Here is a 16417-nt window from a genome sequence, read left to right on the forward strand (position 1 = left end):
TGCGGCTTGGGATGCCGCATGGCCGGTCGCGCGGTTCCCCGCGTTCCTGCCGGTCCGCCGCGGGCCCGGACGTCAGTTCGCGCGCTGGTCGACGAGACGGATCAGTTTGCCCGTGCGCGGGTTGATGTCCAGTCCGTCCGGGCCGACCCACTCGAAGGCGAGCGGGTGGATGTTCCCCTTCCGCACTTCCGCGCCGAACATCGGCCGGGCTTCGTCCAGCACGGCGAGCAGCTCCCGCTCGAAGTCGGCCGACCGGGCCGGGCCGGCCACCCGCAGGAGCAGTTCGTCCTTGGCCTCGCGGCGGCGGAGCACGACCTGCAGGTCGCCGACCGCACCCTGGCGGTCGGCCCGGGCGGCCATGGCGCGCAGGTCCTCCAGGTAGACGGTGACCACGCCGACCCGGGCACCCTCCTCGGAACGGCCGAGCAGCCGGAAGCGGCGTCGCGGGTAGTCGACCCACTCGGCGATGTCGCCGACCGGGTAGCGGATCACCGGCATCAGGCGACGCACCAGGTCGGTGGCGATGACCCGGCCCGCACGGCCCTCCTCGGTGATCGGCTCGCCGCTCTCGGGGTCGAGCAGCTCGATCACCTTGTCGGTGCCGAACACCTCGTGCACCCGGGTGTCCGGCTCGTCCGCCACCGGCCCGGCGAGGATACCCGCGTCCACGCTGGCGTAGCCGATCGAGCGGACCCGCGCGTTCGGGAAGGCGGCGGCCATGAGCGCCAACTGGTCGCCGTAGAAGGCCTCTCCGGCGAACAGCGCCAGCCGGACCTGCGGCAGCGTCCCCACGGTCTCGGCCACCTGGCGGGCCAGCCGGCACAGCGAGGTCGGCGGCGCGGAGATCACCGTGGCGCGGAAGTCGCGCAGGGCCTCGATGGTGAAGTCCAGCGGCGCCGCACCGCCGATCGGCAGCTGCACCACCGGGACCGGCGCCTCCTGGAAGGCGTTGAGGGTGAAGACGAAGCTGGAGTACAGCTCCCCGGCGTAGAACAGATTGGCCACCCGGTCGCCCGCGCGCACCCCGGCGGCGGGCAGCCCGCCGCCGAAGCGCCGGGCCATCGCACGCCACTCGTCGCGGGTGTAGACCGAGACGCGCGGTGCGCCGGTGGTGCCGCCGGTCTTGAAGACGATGCCGTCCTGGTGCGGCCCGGTGAGCAGATCGCTGCGCTCGATGCCGTGGGCGCCCCAGTAGGCGGTGTGGTCGATCAGCGGCAGCGCTGACAGGTCGGCGACGTCGCCGGGCAGTCCGGCGTAGAGGTCGCGGTAGAAGGGCGAGTGCTCGCGTACATGGGCCAGGAGATCAGCCAGCTGAGGGTCAGTCATGTCATCCAAACCTGCGATGGGATTACCAGTTGATCGTAGTCGCATCGTCGCGGGTCGGGGCCGCCGCGGTCACCCGTCGAGGTGTCCGATCAGCGAGCCGATCACCGGGTTCCACTCCTCGACGCGGACGCCGTCGATCACGCCCTCCCGCATGTACGGGTCGCCGTCCACCAGTTCCCGCACCTCCGCCTCGCTCCCGGCGCGGAAGATCAGCAGCCCGCCGGTGTCGCTTGCCAGCGGTCCGCACAATGCGATGCTGCCCCGCTCGGCCAGGTCGGCCAGGTACTCGCGGTGCGGGGGCCGTACCCGAAGGTGGCGGCGATCGGGAGTGAAGGTGTATTCGACGGCGTAGTAGGCCATGGCGTCCTCCGCACGGTTTCGTCCGACAACGCGTCACCCCCACGGTGTGAGGCGGGCGCGCCAGGTGAAACGCCGGCATGGCAGCGGCTATGCCCGCAGGGACCGCCACCCTCGGGCGCTGCCGTCGCCCCGGCAGCGGATCGGCCGGCCGTGGGCAGATCGGCGATCGGGCTGCGGGGTGTGCCCGCGATGCCTGAGACTGATGTTCGGTCCGAGGACGGATAGTTGACACGCGGTCACCTTGACGGTGTCTCCGTGATGCCGATTGAGACAGGAGCTGCCCATCATGAGCAAGCGCACCTCGCGATCGACCCCTTTCGCCACCGCCGTCGCCGCCACCGTCGTGGTCCTGGCCGTCGGCCCTGCGGCCTCGGCGGCCCCGGCGGCGGTGGCCGACACCGCTCCGGCGGCCCCGGCGCCCCTGGTGCTGGCGACCCCGGCCGGCACGCAGTTCAGCGAGCCCACCGGGGTCAACAACAACGGTGTCGTCGTCGGGTGGCTGTACGGAGAAGGCACCAACTCGGCGCGCCGCGCCATTCGGTGGAACGCGGACCTCACGCCCACCGTGCTCGCCCCACTGGAGGGTGACACCGAGGACCAGGCCTTCGGTGTCAACGACGCGGGCACCGTGGTCGGGTTCTCCCGCCGGCAGTCCGGGACGCACGCGGTGACCTGGGCCCCCGACGGCACGGCCACCGCCCTGGATCCGCTGCCCGGTGACACCAACGCCCGGGCCGCCGCGGTCAGCAGCACCGGCGTGGTGATCGGTTCCTCCTGGGCGGACGCCGAACAGCAGCACGCCGTGGCCTGGGCTCCGGACGGGACGGCGGTCGAGCTGGAGCCGCTGGGCGACGACGTCCGTACCGTCGTGTCCGGGATCAACGGCTCGGGCGTGGCCGTCGGGTACTCCCAGGGCGCCGACAGCGTGGGCCCGCGGCACGCGGTGCTCTGGAGCCCGGACGGGACCCCCACCGCCCTGAACTCCCCGACGGGCTGGGCCGACAGCGGGGCCGTCGGGATCAACGATGCCGGTGTCGTGATCGGCTTCGGCGGGCCCAACCCCGCGGCCACGCTCGGCCTGATCTGGCACGCCGACGGTTCCATCACGCAGGTGGCCGACTTCGGCTGGGTGACGGCGGTCAACGGCTCGGGCACGGTGGCGGGCACGGCCGCCTCGGTCGGCACGCTGGGGAGCGCCACGAAGTGGGCCCCGGACGGTACGGCGACGCTGCTCGGGCCGAAGGCGTCGGGCCCGGTTTCCAGCTCCGCCACCGCGATCAACGACGACGGCACCGTCGTCGGGTACTCCTGGACCGGCGACCCCGCCCGCGAGTTCCAGACGGCGCTGCGCTGGAACCCCGACGGGACGACCACCGTGCTGTCCCAGCCGGACGTCGCGTCGGCCAGGTTCGTCAACAACCCGGGACTCGTCGTGGGAGTCTCCCTGGTCCACGGCATGCGCGGCTACGCCGCTCACTTCGCAGCGGTCTGGAAGTAGCCCGTCCCGCCCGTCCCGCCCGTCCCGTCCCGCCCGTCCCGTCCCGCCCGGGCCGGCCCGCCCTACCGGCGCGGCACCGACAACTCCGACGGCTGGGACCACCACGCCGCGCGCCGACGCCCTCGCCGCGTTCGGCGATCTCGCACCGCACGGCCTGGTCGCCCCGGGACGCGGCAAAAGACGCGGCGGCGGGAAGGCGCCGCCGGGCCGCCCGGACTGCCGGCCGGCCCGGCGGCGGTGGCGAAACGGGCTGTGGAGTCGATGACGGAGTTCGATATCGCCGAGCTGCGGCGTCCGCGCGCCGCTCGGTGGCCGCAGAGGTGACCGGGTCTCAGCCGATCCGGAAGGTGGCCGACACGATCTGGAAGTAGCGGTTGGCCTCGTCGAGGCGACCGGTCGGTGCGGAGACCCAGAAGTCGTAGCTGCGGCCCTGCTCGGTCCAGGAGATGTCCTGCACGCGCCGGGCACCGAATCCGTCCTCCGGGTAGCCGTTCCAGGTCCACAGCCACAGGGCGGCGTCGGCGGTGCCGTGGAAGACCGTGGGCTGGACGCTGCCGCCGCGGTAGCCCGGGTTGGTCCGCGGGCCGGCGGCGTCCTGCTTCTGGAGTTCGGCCAGCATGCCCTGACCGCTCGGGGTGGTGGGGTGGACGCCGATCCGGAAGGCGTGGTCCGGCGAGAGGTAGAAGACCCGGCCGGCGGCGTCGGTGTCGCGCACCCAGCCGTCGGGGACGGCCAGCGAGAAGCCGGCCGGGTCCCGGCGGATGCTGGACCCGGCGGGGACGGCCACCGGGCCGGTGCCGCTCGGGACGGCCGGGGAGGACGCGGCCGGGGACGGCCCGGCCGGGCTCACGGACGACGCGCCGGCCGCGCCTGCCGGGGACGACGTCGCCGGGGACGGCACCGGTTCGGCCTGTGCCTCGTGCTTCCCGGGGCGCAGGCCGGGGTCCAGGACGAGGACACCGCCGGCCGCGGCGGCCGTTGCCAACGCGGCGGCGACGGTCCAGCGGAGTCCGGTTCGGCGGCGGGTCCGCCGCACGGCGGGGCGGGCTGCGGGCGTGGCAGGCGGCTGATCCCCGGCGAGGGCCCCGGGTGTGACGAGCGTGCCGGGAGGCTGCGCCACGGTGTGCGCGCCACTTGCGGCTGCGGGCCCGGGCACGGCGTGAACGGGGGCTCCACCGTTCCTGACGGCCAGGCCCGGGCCGTGCTCCGTCCCGTCTACCGGCTTCGCCCACCCCGCCGCGGTGTCGTTGAGCAGCAGCTCCGCGACCTCGGCCGTGGGCCGCTCCAGCGGTTCCTTCTCCAGCAGCGACCCGATCAGCGGCGTGAGCGGACCGGCGCGCAGCGGCGGCTCCGGCGGGTCGGCGGCGATCGCCATGACGGTCTCGATCGCGGTCGCCCTGCGGAACGGAGACAGCCCCTCCACGGCCTGGTACAGGGTGACGCCCAGCGCCCACAGGTCGGAGGCGGGGGTCGGGGTGCCGCCGCGGACCAGCTCCGGTGCCAGGTAGTCGACGGATCCCACCAGTTCGCCGGTCCTGGTCAGGCTGGAGGTGCCCGCGATGGTGGCGATGCCGAAGTCCGTCAGCACGACCCGGCCGTCGAGCGCGAGCAGGACGTTGCCGGGCTTGACGTCGCGGTGCACGACGCCGGCGGCGTGGGCGGCCCGAAGCCCGGCCAGGATCTCACGCCCGATCCGGGCGGCGTCCGCCGCGGGTAGCGGCCCGTCCTCGGCGAGGACCGCGGCAAGGGTGCGGGAGGGGACGTACTCCATCACCACGCAGGGGAGCCCCTCGTGCTCCACGACGTCGTGCACCACCACGACGTTGCGCTGGCTGATCCGGGCGGCGCTGCGCGCCTCGCGGAGGGTCCGCTCCAGCAGGGTCGCGGTCTCCTCGGGCGACAGCTCCGGGCGGATCCGCAGCTCCTTCACGGCCACGTCGCGGCCCAGCAGCTCGTCCTCGGCCCGCCACACGGTTCCCATGCCGCCGCTGCCGATCCGCTCCAGCAGCCGGTACCGGCCGGTGATCAACCGGTCCTCGCCCACCTGGGCACCTCTTTCGTCCTCTGCCCGCCCGCCGCGGTGATCCGCCCGTGACGGGTGATCCCCGAGATTCTCGGCCGCCGGGGGCGCGGACGCCAATTCCCGGGGAGATCCCACCTTGTTCCCGTGCGCGCCCGGGCCGGCGTCCCGCAGCGTCGTGCCGTGCCGGCACGCCAAGGAACCGACCAGCGACGCCGGTGACACCGTCGGGGCGGAGCCCGGTACTCAGATCTCCGGCGCAAACGAGCCCGAGCACGGCGAGCCGCCGGCCGGCCGTCAGGAAGCGGTGCCTGCCCGGCCGCGGCCCCCTACGCGCCTGACCTCACCCGCCCGCCGCCGAGCCGCCCTGCCGCGTCGGCGCCGCCTGCCTGCTGCTCGTCGGTCTCGTGCCGCGTCGTCGCCGTACCCGTCGGGCTCCTCGTCGCCGCACGCCGTCTGGGGCACTGTCGTTCGGCTGCGCATGACGATCAGCCCCGGTCGGGCGGTGCCGTCCTGGTGACGCCCGCGCAGCGTGAGGGCCCGCACGCTGGTGGTGATCTGCTCCAGGGCCGGGGTGCGCACGACGACGAACCGGGAGCGGTAGGCCAGGCGTTGGGCAGCGCCGCGCCGGGGTCGTTCGGGTGAGGGCGGCGCGGGCCGTTTGCGGTCGACGAAGCGTCGCCATTTCTCCCAGGTGGCGGGCGTTGCGTCCCCTGTCCGAGCCGCGGGCTGACGGACGTCCGGCGCCGGCCGGGTCCGGCCCACCGGGCCCGCTGCGCCGTGCCTACTGGTCGAAGCGCTCGGCCTCGGCGCTGTGCCCGGTGGTCCGGCGGCTGGGCTTCTGGGGAACGGCCGTGGCCTCGACCACCCGCTCGCAGGCCATCGGCTGGGCCGGGGTGCGGTCAGGACTCAGGGACGATGGCGAGTTCGGCTTCGGTGGCGCGGGTCAAGGCTCCGTGGCATGAACTGCTGGCGCATCCTGGGCATTGCGGTGTCGATGTCGTGGCTGTCGCCGGCGCCGCGAGATTCGGCGCGCGCCTCCGACAGCGGTCGGGGGCAGTGGGCCGGTGGTCGCCCGAACGCCTGCGGCGACCTGCCGCTGCCGGACGGCCGTGCGGCCCGTCCTGTCGGCGGTGGGCCCGGCCGGTCCCGGAAGGGGATGCGTGAGCCGACGACGGAGACACGGCACACTCCCGGACGATCACCTTCCATGACGATGCCATCACTGTTGGTTAACTTATCGCGCGGGTTTCCCGTTGCCGTCGCACGACCAACCGAGAGCGGGAGAAGGATGCGGACCGGTACTCCCAGCCGTGAAGAGCGCAACGAGGCGCAGCCGAGAATCTGGCGCAACGCGCTGTCACCGCAGGACTGCCGCGCCGCCGTCGAGGCCATGGCCCGGTCCGCCGCCATCACCGGCCCGGTGCTGCGCCGCAGCGAGGACGTGGTCGACCTGAGCATGCGCAGCTGCTCGGAGCACCTGCTGGCGCCCGAGCGGTCGAAGCCCGTCGTCGCCGCGATGCGGGAGGTGGCACGGAAGACGATCGAGGACGAGGGATGGCGACGGGCCGCACTGGACGGCCCGAAGTTCTGCAGCTATGCCGAGCGCGGACTCTTCCGCGCCCACCGGGACAGCTCCGACGACCCACTGGATCCCGCCGTCGTCCGCCATCGACGGCTGTCGATCGTCTGCCTGCTGAACGACGCGACACCGCACGACGGCCTCCCCTCCTTCGATGGCGGAGCGCTGGTCCTCTACGTTCCGCGGCCCGACGGCACCGTGGCGCCCGAGAACATCCGGCTGGAAGCCGGCTCCATCGTCACCTTCCGCTCCGATGTGCTGCACGAGGTGCGCCCGGTGCGTACCGGCGTGCGGTACTCGGCGGTGGCGTGGCTCTACGACGTGGACGACAGCAGTACCAGTGAGGAGAAGCGATGAACAACCTTCACGACGAGCTGAACGACCGTCTGGAACTGCGGATCACCACCGATCTCCTCGGCGAGTACCGGCCGGAGCTGGCCCACTTCCTCAGACGGCTCGGCCTCGGGCACCTGCTCGACGAGGTCCTCGCCCCGCTCACGGTGAGGGCCCGCACCAGGATCGCCGTGGCCTTCGAAGAGCGTCCGTGGCCGCCGTCCGGCATCGGCGCGAGGACCCTGCGCGGCATGGCGGTAGCGGTGGTCAGCGACAACGGGCAGTCGCTGCTCACCCCGGCGTTCCTCTCCGTGCGGGACGCCACCAATGTGGGGCTGGCGGCGGCGATGACGAAGTTCCTCTTCGAGGACCTGGCGGGCGCGGGCGTGGACTGGGTGTCCCTGTTCGTCAACGAGCAGTCGGCGGTCGTCTCCGGTGAGCTCGCCGACGTCGGCTTCGTGCCCCGGCAGGCCCGGATCCTGACCGGCGGGGCCGAGTTCACGGCGTATTCGGCGAGCCCGCCCGCGGTGCTGAAGGAGCTCGGCCTGGACGCCACCCGTCTCGGCGATGCGTTGGCCCTCAACCTCGACCGGGCCCGGATCTCCCGGCTCACGGGATTCCACCTCGCACTCGCGGCGGGGATCGCGCCGCACTGGGCCGGCGACACGCGGTGGGCCGAGGTGTTCCCCGGGTTCGACGAACTCCTGATGACGTTGCCGCCCGGCGGCATCACGGGCACTCCGGGACCCACGATCGGCATCGGGGACGAGCCCGTCGAGTGACCCCGAGCATCGACGTCTTCATCCGGTCCTACCACCGGGACCGGCAGTGGCTGGCCCTGGCGCTGCGCTCCATCGCCCTGCTCGCGTCGGGCCACCGCCAGGTCGTCGTGGTCGTGCCGCGGTCGAGTCTGGAACGTATGGAGCCGTCGGCGATCGAGTCGACGGGCGTGCGTCTGTCCACGTGCCGCGACTACGCCGACGACTACCTCGGCCAGCAGATCACCAAGCTCAACGCGGACCGCTACACGGACGCGGACATGATCCTGCACCTGGACTCGGACCAGGTGTTCACGGCGCCGTGCGAGCTGACGGACCGTCTGTTCGACTGCGGCCGGCCACGGATGGCCTTCGACTCGGGCGGTGCCCGGCCGGAGTCGGACGGCTGGCGGCGGTGCCCGGCCGCATTCTTCGGTGAACCGGTGCGGCCGGACGTGACCGAGCCGCCGCCCCTGGTCGTCCCCCGGCACGTGTACGCCGGGCTCCGTGCCCACTGCCGGGACGCACACGGCCAGTCGATCAGCGACTACGCGCACGCCGCCGGGTTCGGCAGGTTCTGCGAGTTCGCGCTGCTGCGCGGGTTCGCCCTGACCCGGGAACCGGAGCGGTACACCTGGGTGGACACCGCCCGGCACGGCCGTCTGCTGCCGGAGTGCCGAAGCTTCTGGAGCCGGGCCCGGACGCCCGCCTCGGTGGTCGGCGACCTGCCGCCGGAGCTTGCCGCCGCCGGTCCGCAACCCGCCGTTCCACCGCATCGGTGACGCCGGCATGCGCTCCTCGGTGCCCGTTTCCGTCGTCGTCTGCGCCTACCAGGAGGGTGACCGCGTCACCGAGACCATCCGGTCGGTGGCGAGCGCGTGCGTGCGGCCGCGGCAACTCGTCCTCGTCGACGACGGCAGCACGGACGGCGGCTGCGAGCGGGACTGGCCGTCGTGGGTGCGGACGCTGCGCGGGGACCATGTCGGCGTGGCCGCGGCCCGCAACCGCGGCGCGCGGGCTGCGGACCAACCGGTCCTCGTCTTCCTCGACGCCCACTGCGCGGTGGACGACCGGTGGCTGACACCGCTCGTGGCCGCGCTCGAGCGCACGCCGGACGCGCTGGTCGGACCCGCGGTGCGGGACGCCTCCGACAGCCGGTTCGTGGGCTGCGGGGCCGAACTCGTGGACGCCCTGCTGACCTACCGCTGGCGCCCGGTGGCCGGGCCCGGACCCATCGAGGTCGGTCTCCTCCCCGGCGGCTGCCTGGCGGTCGTCCGGGACCGCTTCCTCATGGAAGGAGGCTTCGCGGCCTTCAGCGGATTCGGGCTGGAGGACGTGGAGCTGGCACTGCGGTGGTGGCGGGCGGGGCGTCCCTCGCTCGGCATCCCCGGGGCCGTCGTCACCCACCGCTTCCGGACACTTCCGCCGTACCGGCCGGAGCAGCAGCCGTGGCTCCAGAACATCCTGCGCACCGGGCTCTTGCACCTGCCCGGTCCGCAGCTGCGGGCTTCCGCCCTGGCCTGCGCACGCTTTTCCACCTTCCCCGGCGCGATCGCCACCGTCCTCGCCGAGCCGTGGGTGGCGGCGCAGCAACGGCTCCTCATCACCGAGCTGCGGCCGATCGCCGACTACCTCGACCAGTGGGCACCCCGGGCCTTCGGCCCCTGAGGCCGGATCCACCTCGTCGCGTCCGTGTCGGCCGTGCCCGGGGTTCGACCGGCGGGAAGGCGGGCTCGGAGCCGGAGCTGCGAGGAGGTCGTCGCCGCCACGCCCGGAGAGCGGGCCGCCTCCTGCCGCCCGCCCCGACGAAGCGGGATCGCCGCAGCCGCCGAGCCGATCGCCGCGCGCTCCCGCCCGTGCAGCGGATGCGGGCTCAGCTGCCCGACAACGTCCTGCGTTTCCCCCCAGCCCTCACCTCTAGCAGGTGACGGTGGTGTACCAGCCGTTCTTGGTGGTTTGTTCGTAGTGCCAGTCGACGCCGTAGTCGACCGTCGGCTTGGCGTGCAGGTAGACGGCGTGGTCGATGAACACGTACAGCGGGCCGACGCCGTTGATGCGCACCGCCGGGCACACGGTGGTGACGTAGGAGCCGCAGTTCTCGTAGTAATGGTTCATCGCACGCCCGCCGGGGCTGGACGGGTCGAAGCTGGTCCAGCACGAGCTCGCCTGCGGCCAGTTCGACGGGTATTCGCCGACCGGCCCGTAGATGACCTCATTCGTCTGCGTCGCGTTGCCGTGGACGTAGATGACCCTGGTGCCGGTACTCGGGGCCCCCGTCGGAGCTGCCTGGGCAGGTGCGGCCCCGGCCGCGAACACCGGGGCACTGGCCAGGACGATCGAGGCCATCGTGACGGCACCGACCGCGAGTGCATTGAGTCCCTTGCGCATGCTCCCCCTCCAAATGCCGCTCCCTGCGGCACGGTTGCCCATGCTGTCAGGGATGCGTCATGATCACCATGGGGGCGGGGCCCGGTCCGCCGCCATCACCGGCCCGGTGCTGCGCTGCAGCAAGGACGTGGTTGGTCGATCCGGTCGCTGCACTGGTGACCTGCTTGACGCCAGCGGCGCACAGGCCACGCCAGCCGCCCCACCGGCCCGCCGAGTAGTCGCCCTCGACGTCGTGTAGACAGCCATCGGGGGTGATGTTCACCAGCACGGCCAGCAGGATGCGTGCCTGACCGTAACTCAGCGATCATATGGAGAACGTTCATTTGGTGGAGGAGAATGACCGAGCGGGTCACAGTGGTTCCGGCGACGGCCCGGACGCCGCAGAGCTCCGTCGGAAACGACCTCTGGCGGTAGGCGGACGGTCGCTCAGGGGAGCCCGTCACCGCCTCGTGCCAGGTTTTCCCGTGGCCCGGAACGAGGCGGCTCGGTCCTTCCGGCCGGCGGTCAGGGCGTGCCGGAGGATCCGGGACGGGTCTTGGGAGAAGCCGGTTCCGGTGAGGCCGGGGAGGCGATGGCCGGGGTCCGTAGTCCGAGCGCGGTGGGAGCGTCCGGCAAGCCGGCACCGGTGCGCCGCATCGGGTCGAGGGGAATCGGCTGGCAACTGGCGTGCAGCACGGTCCACAACGCCGTTGTGCGGGCGCTGTGGCGGGGGAGCGCGCGCAACTGCTCGTGATGGGCGAGGAGGACGGCTGCGAGGCCGGCGATGTGGGCGGCGGCCAGCGCGGTGCCGTCCGCGGGGGTGTAGCCGTAGGTGGGGGCGGTGGTGATCACTGCCACGCCGGGCGCGGCGAGGTCGACGCCGGGGCCGGGCGGGGTGAAGCTCGGGGCGTAGGAGCCGGGCCGGGTCGGCAGGGGACCGGCGTCGCGGGCTCGCGGGTCCGCGGGGTGGGCGACGGTGTGGCCGATGGCGCCCACGACGAGAACGGTGGACAGGCTCGCCGGGAAGGCCGGCGAGACGCCGTTGTCCCCTGCGGGGACGATGACGGCCGTTCCTGCGGTATGGGTGTCGAGGATCTTGAGCGCGAGCAACTGCGAGGCCGCCGCGCAACCGAGGTTGAGCTGGGCGATGTCGATGCCGTGGCCGATGCAGTAGTCCAGGGCCTGGAGCAGGTGGCTGACCCGCCCGCCCGGGTACAGCTTGCAGGCGTGCAGTTCGGCATCGGCGGCGACACCGGTGATCCCCGTGCCGTTGTCGGCCGCTGCGATGACCCCGGCGCACCACGTGCCGTGTCCGGTCGGATCGGACGCCCAGGTCTGATCGGAGCCGGCGACGAAGTCATACCCCGTCCGCGCAGCGTCCTTCAGGTCGGGGTGTTCCCGGCTGATGCCGGAGTCCAGCAGAGCGATCCTGATTCCGTCGCCCCGCTGGGACCGGGGGAGCTGGTGCGTCCGCATGGCCTGCTGGCCCCAGCCTGTCAGTGGTCGGTCCGGGAACTCGGCGGCCAGATCGCTGAGGGGCTGTACCTCCACAAGGACGGCCAGGTCTCCATCGTCCGAAATCGTGGGCCACTCGATCCGGGCGGGCCAGTAGCCGTTCCGCGGCCGGACGTGCAGGGCCCGCAGCGTCGTCGCCGTATCGGTGGGAAGAGCCAGCAGGGCGTTGCCGTAGGCATCGCTAACCGCGTGCGTCGGCGCGGTGGACCCAACCGCCCACACGTGGACGCCTTCCAGGGCCGGACCGTCGGCCCCCCTGACTTGGACCGTCAGGCGCACGCTCTCCGCGAGCGGAACGGCCACGGCCGGGTCGGTCGCCGGTACGGCCTGGACGAGCGGGCTGACGACGTCGTAGACGAGCGGCTGGTCGGGTTCGAGGAACACCTGCGGGTTCGCGGCCAGGGCTGCCGCGTGTGCCTTCGTCATCTCCGCCACCATCACGGGCGGGCACAACGGGCGCGGCCCGTCGGTCGCCTGCGCCTGGTCGGCGCTTGTGGCATGCACCCGGGCGAGCACCCTGACCTCGGGATCCTCCTCCAACTGTGCGAACAGCCTGGCCGATTCGGGTGGCGCCACTCCGGCCGGGAGGAAGAGCGGGGGGCGAGGAGCGAGGAGGTACCGGCCTCGGCCCGATGCGGCCAGGAGCGTGTCGGACTCCGGCTGCCGGGCGGTGGGAGACGCGGTGGGAGAGGCGGGGGGCGAAGGCGCCTGGGCATCTCGTGTTCCGGGTTCGGCCCCGTTGGGCTTGTTGCCGGAAGTCCTCGGGGAGACCTTTCCCGTGCTGTCACTCATGTACTTGACCAACCTTCGGATCTGGAGACGGGACGCGTGCCGTCCCGTGCGAGGCCCTGCGCCTCGCACGGGACAGCAGGTGTGATCAGGGGAGCTGGCCGGCCGTGCCTCGGTCAGGCCACGCCGCGCACCGGTACGTCAGATCGTGAGGCCGGAGAACCCCGTCGCCGAGGCGGGCCATGACTGTCCTGCCACCGGGCGGCCGTTCAGCTGGGCCAGCGTGAGGTGGATGACGGGGGCCACCCGGCGTGCGCACTCCACCAGCACGCTCGACACCAGGTGCGCCGGAATCTGTCCCTGCGTCTGGATCCCGACCAGTGCCTGGGGCTCGATCCGCAGCTGCTCGATGACCGCGGCGGCCGTGGCGGCCGCGCACTTCAGCGCGAGGTCCGTCACGATCTGCGGCAACAGGCCCTGGAGCGGGGCCTCCTGGAGCAGCGGCAGGCCCGGGAGGCCGTGTCCCCAGGCCTTGGTGTCCCACGGGAGGGTCGACGGCAGCGGCTGGGTGAACGGCATGCCGCCCAGTCCCGGAGAGGCCGTCGGGAACTGCCCGAACAGGTCCTGCTGCTGGAGGTACGACGGCTGGACGAACGGGTGGGCGTATCCATTGGACTGCTGCGGGTACTGCTGCCCCAGTTGCGGTGACATGGTGGTGTAGACGGACATCGAGGATTCTCCTGGGTCTTGTTGGGTCACGTCACGAGAGGGTTTGTTCACGACCCCCTATGCGTACGCCAATCCTGCGCAGCAGTCGTCCGGATCGCCACGGGGAAAACGCCAACTGGATGGCTTTTCTCCGAGATTCCCCAGTTGCTGCTCGCAATTCCCCAGTCGGTTTCATCGTCAACCTCGCGGGAGCACGGCTCAGGATTCTAAGTCCGCGTCTCCGGAAGGTGCTTGTCCGGTGGCCGGTTCGGACGGCGGTTCCCTGTCCCGCGTTGTCGCGGGGAGTGGGCCGATCCCTATCGGGATCCAGTAGCAGGGGGTATTCTGTGCTGTTTCGGCAGCACACTGGTAGCCCTCATTGACCGGCAGGCAAACCGATCCTTTGAGATCCCGGTAGTCCCGTTCGATCGCGGAGGTGAGCTCCAGATTGCCGGAGCTGGTGACCCATCCGGTGTTGGATTCCTCCTGGAAGAATCCGTTGGTGGGGGCCATGGCCCAGTCGGCCGTTCCACGGCGGTTCTGGACGGGGCCGAGGATCTGCACGTGCCCGCCGTCCTTGATGGACAGCAGCTCCTCGGTGGTGAGTTCGCCCGCCACCTCCAGTGCGCTGGCCTCGACGGTGGAAGAAGAGCCGGCCGACAGTTCCGTGGTCGTGCCGGTTCCGGTCTGGACCGTTTCGGTGTGGCCCGCGGTGATGCTCTTGTCGGGTGGCACGACGAACGAGTTCCGTGCCGTCAGCGTGCCCATGACGTCGAGGGCGTGCTCCTCGACGACCGGAGCGCCGATGGTGAGCTCGGGAACACCGGTGAGGGTGTCGAGGGTGAGGGCCGGCAGGACCGGGGCGTCGACGGTGACGGTGAGCGTGGCGAAGTAGTGTTCGCGTCCGAGTGCGGTGTCCAGGGTGAAGGTGGTGTCGCGGGTCAGCCGTGGCGTCTCGTACGGGAAGGACACGGGGAACCCTTCGGGACTGCCGTCATGGTAGAGCCGATGAGTGGCCCCAGCGGGTCCGAGCCAGTCGAGGACGACCGGGGTGTTCACCGGGACGAGGGTGGCCGGTTCAGGGTTGGTCCCACTGTCGGCGGTGGGCAGGTGGGCGGAGAAGTTCCCGGCGATCTTCTTGCCGGACCCTTCGCGTTCCGAGGGGAACGTGCCGATGGGGATCTCCAGATGGCGCGGGCCCATCTGGTCCCCCGAATCCTCACCTGCCTCGAAGCTGAACTCCTCGATCTCCACGTTGGCGATTCCCGCCATGCGGCTGACCCGGACCCCACTGAGGCGCAGCGTCAGGCTCGATGTCTCCAGGGTCGCGTCGTCCTCCCCGATCGGGGTGAAGTAGCCGCCACCGCTGTCGGCGAGGGAGGGTGGGGAGAAGGTGGCTGTGTTGCTCTGGGGGCGCAGGACGAGGACGTCGTCCTGGACCATCACCGCGGTCCACGTGTCCGGGCTGATCCTGGGGGTGATGCCGGCGGCCGATGCCGCAAGGTCCTGGGGCAGTTTGCCGATCGGGATGATCATCCGGATCTCCGCGCAGCAGACGGGGGCGTCCCGGCTGTCGGAGATGACCATGTCGATGGTGACGCTGTCGAGTTCACCGACGATCGGGCTCGTTCGCAGGATGGTAGGAACGGACTGGACCGTGTAGTCGAGGAGAGCCGGAGGGTTGGCGGTCAGGGCGGCCATGTGGGGCTCCTCACGGGTGTGCTGTACGGGTGTGCTGGGTCGGCGCTGCAGCCGGAAGCGGCCAACAGCGGTGGCGGATCCGGGAGGTGCGAGGTCTAGACACCGAAGGGGATCCACCAGAACTCTTTGGTGAGGCCGGCGGAGAAGGAGGTCGCCCAGGACTCGCCTCGTCTGACGAGGAGGCAGAAGCTGGTGCGTCTCTCGTTGCCCAGTGCGCGCACCGTGCTGTGGCACTTGCGGAAGCCGCCTGTGGAGCCTTCCGGGATATCGGTTTCCGCCGAAATGGTTCCACCGCGGGCATCACTGCGCTTGGCGAATCCGATGATGAATCCGTCGGTCGAAGCCGTGCCCCTGGTATCCGTGAGCCTGGAAGGAGTGCCGAGGAGCCTGACCTTGCCGGTCGCGGTCAGATCACCGGTACAGCTGAGGTCGGTGGCGATGGTGTTGGCCGTGGATTTCAAGTGCCCGGTCGCCGTGAGCCTTTCGCCGATCTCGATGGTTGTGGCCCGGAGATTCGCTGTCGCCGTGATCGACAGATCGGTGATGGTGGCGCCTTGAGCCGCGTCGACCGTGCTGGTGACCCGCAGGTCTTTCTCCGCGACGACGGGGCCGATGACGCTCAGACCGGACGGGGACGCTGTGATGGCGCCGTCCTGGACCGTCAGGCCGGGATATGTCGGTTCGGTGACGGCGACGGTGAGCGTGTCGTAACGAACAGTCGGATCGCCTCCGTGCTGGGAGACCGTCTGGAGGGTGAAGGTGGTGTCGCTGACCAGGGGTTCGGGGCACTTCCAGGTGCCACGCGTTCCGGGATCGGGCATGATCCCCTCGTCCTGGTCGCGGTAGTGCATGTTGTAGGCGACGTCGCGGATGGCGTCCCAGCGCAGGAGGACATCGCTGCCCGGAGCGACGCTGGTCACCGGTGCGTCGCCCGGGGTGTAGGGGAACAGATAGGCGCGCAGGTCGGAGCCGGTGCCTGAGTCCGCGCCCGAGCCCGTTCCGGCGGCGAACTTGGTGATCTTGATGTTCGCGCGGCGCAGCTCGTACTCCGGCTCGTCCCCGACCGGATGGCCGTACTCCGCCCACTCGCGCAGCTGGAGATAGGCGATTCCCGGCGCGGTGTTGATGGGGACATCGGTGAGCCTGATGGCCGCGTAGTCGATGGTGATCCCGCCGGCCAGCGGGTCCTCGTCCGCGTTCGGGGTGAAGGTGATGATGTTGTCCGCGGGCGGATTCCCTACCCGGTGGAGCCAGTTGCTGCCGTCGACGAAGATCCTCTCGGCTGGTACCGCGGCGGTGGCGAGGTCCTGCGGGCTGCCGCCGATAGAGAACTCGACTTCGAGCTTGTCGACGCGCACCATCCTGCTGGTGGTGTTGGAGACCACGAGGATGACGTCGGCGAGCGTCTGGGGACGGTCCGGGTCGCTTTCCAGGATCTCGGGATAGGTGATCGCGGAGTAGGTGAGCAGGGTTCCTTCGCCCGCCGGGGCCCGGGTTTCGATGACTGGGGCGGTCACGGC

General features: G+C 71.6%; 14 protein-coding genes. 5 read left to right on the top strand and 9 right to left on the bottom strand.

The genetic code is table 11. The features are described from left to right. Window positions 1–72: 72 nt before the first annotated feature. A complete protein-coding gene (locus ACFVU9_RS17335) occupies window positions 73–1326 on the bottom strand; it encodes a phenylacetate--CoA ligase family protein (RefSeq protein ID WP_380498732.1) in 1254 nt (417 codons plus the stop codon). 69 nt (window positions 1327–1395) lie between these two features. Next, a complete protein-coding gene (locus tag ACFVU9_RS17340) occupies window positions 1396–1686 on the bottom strand; it encodes a YciI family protein (protein ID WP_387594087.1) in 291 nt (96 codons plus the stop codon). Between the two features lie 286 nt (window positions 1687–1972). Here ACFVU9_RS17340 and ACFVU9_RS17345 point away from each other — a divergent pair, with 286 nt between their 5' ends. Next, the gene (locus tag ACFVU9_RS17345) at window positions 1973–3184 is read left to right on the top strand and encodes a hypothetical protein (RefSeq protein WP_387594089.1); all 1212 of its coding nucleotides are present in this window, start codon (window positions 1973–1975) and stop codon (window positions 3182–3184) included. A gap of 331 nt (window positions 3185–3515) precedes the next feature. Here the strand turns inward: ACFVU9_RS17345 and ACFVU9_RS17350 are convergent, their stop codons facing one another. After that, window positions 3516–5228: a protein kinase gene (locus ACFVU9_RS17350; protein WP_387594091.1), complete on the bottom strand. Its 1713-nt coding sequence runs from the start codon at window positions 5226–5228 to the stop codon at window positions 3516–3518. A gap of 1267 nt (window positions 5229–6495) precedes the next feature. On the opposite strand from ACFVU9_RS17350, the gene ACFVU9_RS17355 reads away from it, so the two are divergent. Genes ACFVU9_RS17355 through ACFVU9_RS17370 form a run of 4 tightly spaced genes read left to right on the top strand, consistent with a single transcriptional unit; the run spans window position 6496 to window position 9545 of the window. After that, entirely contained in the window at window positions 6496–7143 is a 648-nt protein-coding gene (locus tag ACFVU9_RS17355; RefSeq protein ID WP_380506171.1) for a 2OG-Fe(II) oxygenase, read from the top strand. After that, a complete protein-coding gene (locus ACFVU9_RS17360; RefSeq protein WP_387594093.1) occupies window positions 7140–7901 on the top strand; it encodes a hypothetical protein in 762 nt (253 codons plus the stop codon). The genes ACFVU9_RS17355 and ACFVU9_RS17360 overlap by 4 nt, the downstream gene beginning before the upstream one ends. After that, a complete protein-coding gene (locus ACFVU9_RS17365; protein WP_387594095.1) occupies window positions 7898–8659 on the top strand; it encodes a hypothetical protein in 762 nt (253 codons plus the stop codon). The genes ACFVU9_RS17360 and ACFVU9_RS17365 overlap by 4 nt, the downstream gene beginning before the upstream one ends. Before the next feature lie 19 nt (window positions 8660–8678). Then, the gene (locus ACFVU9_RS17370) at window positions 8679–9545 is read left to right on the top strand and encodes a glycosyltransferase family 2 protein (protein WP_387594097.1); all 867 of its coding nucleotides are present in this window, start codon (window positions 8679–8681) and stop codon (window positions 9543–9545) included. Between the two features lie 249 nt (window positions 9546–9794). Here the strand turns inward: ACFVU9_RS17370 and ACFVU9_RS17375 are convergent, their stop codons facing one another. From ACFVU9_RS17375 to ACFVU9_RS17400, 6 genes are all read right to left on the bottom strand, one after another. After that, complete coding sequence (locus tag ACFVU9_RS17375) at window positions 9795–10265, bottom strand: hypothetical protein (protein ID WP_387594099.1); 471 nt, start codon at window positions 10263–10265, stop codon at window positions 9795–9797. A gap of 46 nt (window positions 10266–10311) precedes the next feature. Next, window positions 10312–10533, bottom strand: coding sequence for a hypothetical protein (locus ACFVU9_RS17380; protein ID WP_387594101.1), 222 nt, complete (start codon window positions 10531–10533; stop codon window positions 10312–10314). Window positions 10534–10769: 236 nt separating this feature from the next. Beyond that, a complete protein-coding gene (locus ACFVU9_RS17385; RefSeq protein ID WP_387594102.1) occupies window positions 10770–12185 on the bottom strand; it encodes a S8 family serine peptidase in 1416 nt (471 codons plus the stop codon). Window positions 12186–12689: 504 nt separating this feature from the next. After that, window positions 12690–13217 carry a hypothetical protein gene (locus tag ACFVU9_RS17390; protein WP_387594104.1) on the bottom strand — a complete coding sequence of 176 codons (528 nt, stop codon included), beginning with the start codon at window positions 13215–13217 and terminating at the stop codon, window positions 12690–12692. Between the two features lie 198 nt (window positions 13218–13415). Then, a complete protein-coding gene (locus ACFVU9_RS17395; RefSeq protein ID WP_387594106.1) occupies window positions 13416–14897 on the bottom strand; it encodes a hypothetical protein in 1482 nt (493 codons plus the stop codon). 95 nt (window positions 14898–14992) lie between these two features. Further along, window positions 14993–16414 carry a hypothetical protein gene (locus ACFVU9_RS17400; protein WP_387594108.1) on the bottom strand — a complete coding sequence of 474 codons (1422 nt, stop codon included), beginning with the start codon at window positions 16412–16414 and terminating at the stop codon, window positions 14993–14995. Between the last annotated feature and the right edge of the window lie 3 nt (window positions 16415–16417).

The organism is Kitasatospora sp. NPDC057936, from assembly GCF_042887525.1.
Lineage (GTDB): Bacteria > Actinomycetota > Actinomycetes > Streptomycetales > Streptomycetaceae > Kitasatospora.

Coding starts and splice junctions, on each gene's coding strand:
- ACFVU9_RS17335 (WP_380498732.1), bottom strand. CDS start 1,326: ATGACTGACCCTCAGCTGGCTGATCTCCTGGCCCATGTACGCGAGCAC.
- ACFVU9_RS17340 (WP_387594087.1), bottom strand. CDS start 1,686: ATGGCCTACTACGCCGTCGAATACACCTTCACTCCCGATCGCCGCCAC.
- ACFVU9_RS17345 (WP_387594089.1), top strand. CDS start 1,973: ATGAGCAAGCGCACCTCGCGATCGACCCCTTTCGCCACCGCCGTCGCC.
- ACFVU9_RS17355 (WP_380506171.1), top strand. CDS start 6,496: ATGCGGACCGGTACTCCCAGCCGTGAAGAGCGCAACGAGGCGCAGCCG.
- ACFVU9_RS17360 (WP_387594093.1), top strand. CDS start 7,140: ATGAACAACCTTCACGACGAGCTGAACGACCGTCTGGAACTGCGGATC.
- ACFVU9_RS17375 (WP_387594099.1), bottom strand. CDS start 10,265: ATGCGCAAGGGACTCAATGCACTCGCGGTCGGTGCCGTCACGATGGCC.
- ACFVU9_RS17385 (WP_387594102.1), bottom strand. CDS start 12,185: ATGACGAAGGCACACGCGGCAGCCCTGGCCGCGAACCCGCAGGTGTTC.
- ACFVU9_RS17390 (WP_387594104.1), bottom strand. CDS start 13,217: ATGTCCGTCTACACCACCATGTCACCGCAACTGGGGCAGCAGTACCCG.
- ACFVU9_RS17395 (WP_387594106.1), bottom strand. CDS start 14,897: ATGGCCGCCCTGACCGCCAACCCTCCGGCTCTCCTCGACTACACGGTC.